Raw genomic sequence first — 3,444 nt, 5'->3', positions numbered from 1 at the left:
GTGAGAAATTGTAGAACGAGACACCGTTGTTTCAGACACTTGTGAGAGACATTTTCTCCCCCTCTCCCAAGGTTGGGAGAGGGGGTTGGGGGGTGAGGGCGACTCCAAACCGCCATATCTCGTTACCCACCTTGACAGGGGTGCCATTACTCACCCTAGTGGTGGCCAGTTTGGTGATTCTCGTGTCTTGTCTGGGGGGGAATCTCGACGCGCGATCGTCAACTCACCGCCCCTATCCCATCGTTGAATCGTGCGGTTTGCCAGCCTTGGCTATGCTCAAACGTATCCCCGTAATGCTATACTCCCTAACCTAGACAAAGTATTATCATAAAAATATATGACGAATGAGTTATAAAACACCATGTTTGAACTACTTTTAGCACTTAGCACCGGATTTTTAGGAGCAGATACCGCGCATTTTGTCAACCCCCCTCACCCCCAGGCAATGACCCGGTTGGCCACGAACACCATAAGTCAGGAAGAACAAGAGGGGTTGCGTTATATGCGAGAGGAGGAGAAATTAGCGCAAGAAGTGTATTTAAGCCTCTATGACCAGTGGGAATTACCCATTTTTCATAATATTGCCGAAAGTGAAGGTCGTCATATCGTTGCTGTCGAACGATTACTGAACCGTTACGGAATGGATAATCCCAGCGAGAGAAAGGGGCGCGGCGTTTTCAACAATCCTGAATTACAAGCATTATACGATCGCCTCGTTGAAAAAGGGCAGCGTTCCCTCAGTGACGCACTGCAAGTAGGGGCCGAAATTGAAGAAATGGACATTGCAGACTTACAGAAGCGAGTAGCAGAAGCAGAAAAGGAAGATATTCGCTTTGTCTATAGTAATTTAATGCGGGGGTCTCGTAATCATCTACGCTCTTTTACAGTAACTTTAACTCGTCAAACCGGGGAAACTTACGAACCGCAACATTTACCCGTTGAGGAGTACGAAAGCATTATTAATGCACCCCATGAACGGGGGAGAGGACAGGGGTTTGGCCAGCAACGTCGAGGCCGTGGCCATGGTTTTGGTCGGTATCGTCACGGTTGGAGTAGCTAAGAAGAAGAAAGGAGGTTTTTCCCTGGCCTTTGCTCGGTTTAGCAGTGGGGGACGTTATATAAAATGCGATCGCAGGGTATCATAGCTTATCGTCATCGGGATGTCATTGCTCAGTTTGGACGTTTTCCCCATCGCAATGAAATATTGGGTCGCCAAAATACTCCTGCTGAAGTAGAATTTCTCCAGCAACCCGGTTCTCGTTTTTAATGGGGTCTTATGAAATTAAAATTAATTAGCAAAAATGGACTAAAACGAAGTATCATTATTTTAGGAATCTTAGCCTTTTGACTGATTGGGGTTTGGTGAATGTTGCTAACTATGCCGGGGAATAGTTATCGAGGGGACTTACCCCCTTTAACACCCCACGAACGGCAATTACAAAGCGAATTACAAGCCGATTTACAGTATCTTTCCGGAGAAATTGGCGAACATAATTATTTTCACTACGACGGTTTAAAACAAGCGGAAGATTTCCTAGTGTCTCGCTTCGAGTCCTTTGGCTATACGGTTAATTTACAAGAGTATGAAGCCAATCAACAAAAATTTAATAATATTGAGGTGGAGATACCCGGAACGGATAAAGCAGAGGAAATTTTGGTCATTGGAGCGCATTATGACTCAGTAGTGGGGAGTCCAGGAGCGAATGATAATGGGTCTGGGACTGTCGCTATTTTAGCCCTAGCAAAAGCGTTAGTGAAGCGAGAGTTTTCGCGGACAGTGCGACTGGTGGAATTTGTGAATGAAGAACCGCCCTTTTTCTGGACAGAAGAGATGGGGAGTTTAGTCTATGCGAAAAAATGCCGCGATCGCAATGATAATATCATCGGAATGCTCAGTCTAGAAACCATCGGTTATTATTCCGAGCAACCCGGAAGTCAAGACTATCCCCTCGGTTTACTGGATAAAGTCTATCCCATTACAGGCAACTTCCTCGCCTTTATAGGCAATTTCTCCTCCCGAAAATTCGTCAAACAAGTGATCCAGTCTTTTCGCACCCATACCCAATTCCCCTCCGAAGGAACAACCCTCCCCGATGGCGTTTCCGGGGTAGGATGGTCGGATCATTGGTCATTTTGGCAAGTGGACTATCCTGCTCTCATGGTGACAGATACCGCCCCGTTTCGCTACCCCCATTATCACACCCCAGAGGACACCCCGGATAAAGTGAATTATGCGGCTTTAGCGCGAGTCGTAGCCGGGTTAGAGCGAGTCATTGTCGAGTTGGTGTCTTATTGATCTGTCTTTCAAGAACAATCGTATAATAGAGAAATGATTAGAGATATACGCCATTAATGCACTTAATTTCAATCCGGAAACTTCGTGATGATGCGGCGATGTATCCTGACCTTAGCCAAGTTATTGAGGCTTGGTATGCCGTTGTTAAAAAGGCAAAATGGGAGCATCTAGAAGATGTAAGGAAAATTTATCGGGATGCTGAAGCAGTAGGCAACTTTACTATTTTTAATCTTAAAGGAAATAAATATCGTTTAATTGTCGGAATTGACTATAGTAGTCAGACTGTTTACTATAAATATCTTTTAACTCACGCTGAATACGATAAGGATAAGTGGAAAAATGACCCTTACTTTTAATCTAACAGTTTATAGTAATTTACTAGCAGAATTCACGCCAAAAGTGATTGAAACCGAACAAGAATATGAACAAACTTTAAGTCTAGTTGAACAATTAACCTTTAATCCAAATCGAACCCCCGAAGAAACAGAACTTCATAAACTGTTAGTTATCTTAATTGAGGCTTACGAAGCAGAATTTTATCCAATACAAGAACCTCAACCTAGTCAAATTTTACACCATATTATGGAATCGAGTGGCACTTCTCCAGAAGATTTAGTTAGTATTCTTGGTTCTAGTGAGGTAGTATCAGAAGTTCTCAATGGTCAGAGAACAATAAGCCTATATCAAGCTAAAATTTTAGCAGACTTATTCAAGGTGTCTCCTAGCTTATTTATCTCGAATTCTCTTGATTGACTTTATTTAAGATGAAGGAGATAGGGGAGACTTAGACCCTTTGGGTCGTCCTCCTTTTCTACCATTCTCACGGGCTGCTTTACGTTTTGCTGCTGTAGAACGCTTCCCTCCTTTGCGTCCGAGTTCAGACATCCAGGCTTGAGTCCCAAAAATCCCCTGTACTAAACCGGACACGCTAAAATCTGCATCAAGGCTTTCCCAATGTACGCTTAACCCCGCAGCATCCAGCCAGACATCGTTCAGTTGTTCTGGGGTTGCTTTGCCTAAGCCTTGCGCTAAATGGGGCGGAAAGGCGAAAATCGCGCCATTGGTGAGATGAATTTCGATTAAGTTCCGGTCTGGGTTGTAGTGGACAGCCTCAGCGCAGGGGCCAGATTCGGGGGGGGGGGGGGGGG

The 3,444-nt window shown here is 44.7% G+C and carries 6 protein-coding genes and 1 pseudogene; 6 read left to right on the top strand and 1 reads right to left on the bottom strand.

From position 1 onward, the window contains the following. The first annotated feature begins 92 nt into the window (after positions 1 to 92). The 6 genes and pseudogenes from PN462_RS04580 to PN462_RS04555 all read left to right on the top strand — a co-directional run bounded on the left by PN462_RS04580 (position 93) and on the right by PN462_RS04555 (position 3,049). Positions 93 to 314 (top strand): hypothetical protein, encoded by a 222-nt coding sequence (locus PN462_RS04580; protein WP_272126821.1) that lies wholly within the window; start codon positions 93 to 95, stop codon positions 312 to 314. A 47-nt stretch (positions 315 to 361) separates the two neighbouring features. Continuing rightward, positions 362 to 1,060, top strand: coding sequence for a DUF2202 domain-containing protein (locus PN462_RS04575; protein ID WP_272126818.1), 699 nt, complete (start codon positions 362 to 364; stop codon positions 1,058 to 1,060). Positions 1,061 to 1,144: 84 nt separating this feature from the next. Next, positions 1,145 to 1,267, top strand: a pseudogene (locus tag PN462_RS04570) (DUF924 family protein); the annotation flags it as partial. A gap of 99 nt (positions 1,268 to 1,366) precedes the next feature. Continuing rightward, a complete protein-coding gene (locus PN462_RS04565) occupies positions 1,367 to 2,296 on the top strand; it encodes a M28 family peptidase (RefSeq protein WP_272126815.1) in 930 nt (309 codons plus the stop codon). A gap of 56 nt (positions 2,297 to 2,352) precedes the next feature. Next, positions 2,353 to 2,652 (top strand): type II toxin-antitoxin system HigB family toxin, encoded by a 300-nt coding sequence (locus PN462_RS04560; RefSeq protein WP_272126812.1) that lies wholly within the window; start codon positions 2,353 to 2,355, stop codon positions 2,650 to 2,652. Then, a complete protein-coding gene (locus PN462_RS04555; protein WP_272126811.1) occupies positions 2,636 to 3,049 on the top strand; it encodes a helix-turn-helix domain-containing protein in 414 nt (137 codons plus the stop codon). The genes PN462_RS04560 and PN462_RS04555 overlap by 17 nt, the downstream gene beginning before the upstream one ends. 6 nt (positions 3,050 to 3,055) lie before the next feature. Here the strand turns inward: PN462_RS04555 and PN462_RS04550 are convergent. Next, on the bottom strand, positions 3,056 to 3,444 hold a 389-nt coding region (locus PN462_RS04550; RefSeq protein WP_272126810.1), incomplete at its 5' end, for a DUF2442 domain-containing protein.

Source organism: Spirulina sp. CS-785/01 (assembly GCF_028330525.1).
Taxonomy (GTDB): Bacteria; Cyanobacteriota; Cyanobacteriia; order Cyanobacteriales; family Spirulinaceae; genus JAQMSD01.
Note: the sequence above shows the minus strand (reverse complement) of the source record. Positions and strands in the feature narration are given on the sequence as shown.

Excerpts from the sequence above, each read along its gene's own strand:
- PN462_RS04565 (WP_272126815.1), top strand. The coding sequence starts at position 1,367 with ATGTTGCTAACTATGCCGGGGAATAGTTATCGAGGGGACTTACCCCCT.
- PN462_RS04575 (WP_272126818.1), top strand. The coding sequence starts at position 362 with ATGTTTGAACTACTTTTAGCACTTAGCACCGGATTTTTAGGAGCAGAT.
- PN462_RS04555 (WP_272126811.1), top strand. The coding sequence starts at position 2,636 with ATGACCCTTACTTTTAATCTAACAGTTTATAGTAATTTACTAGCAGAA.
- PN462_RS04560 (WP_272126812.1), top strand. The coding sequence starts at position 2,353 with ATGCACTTAATTTCAATCCGGAAACTTCGTGATGATGCGGCGATGTAT.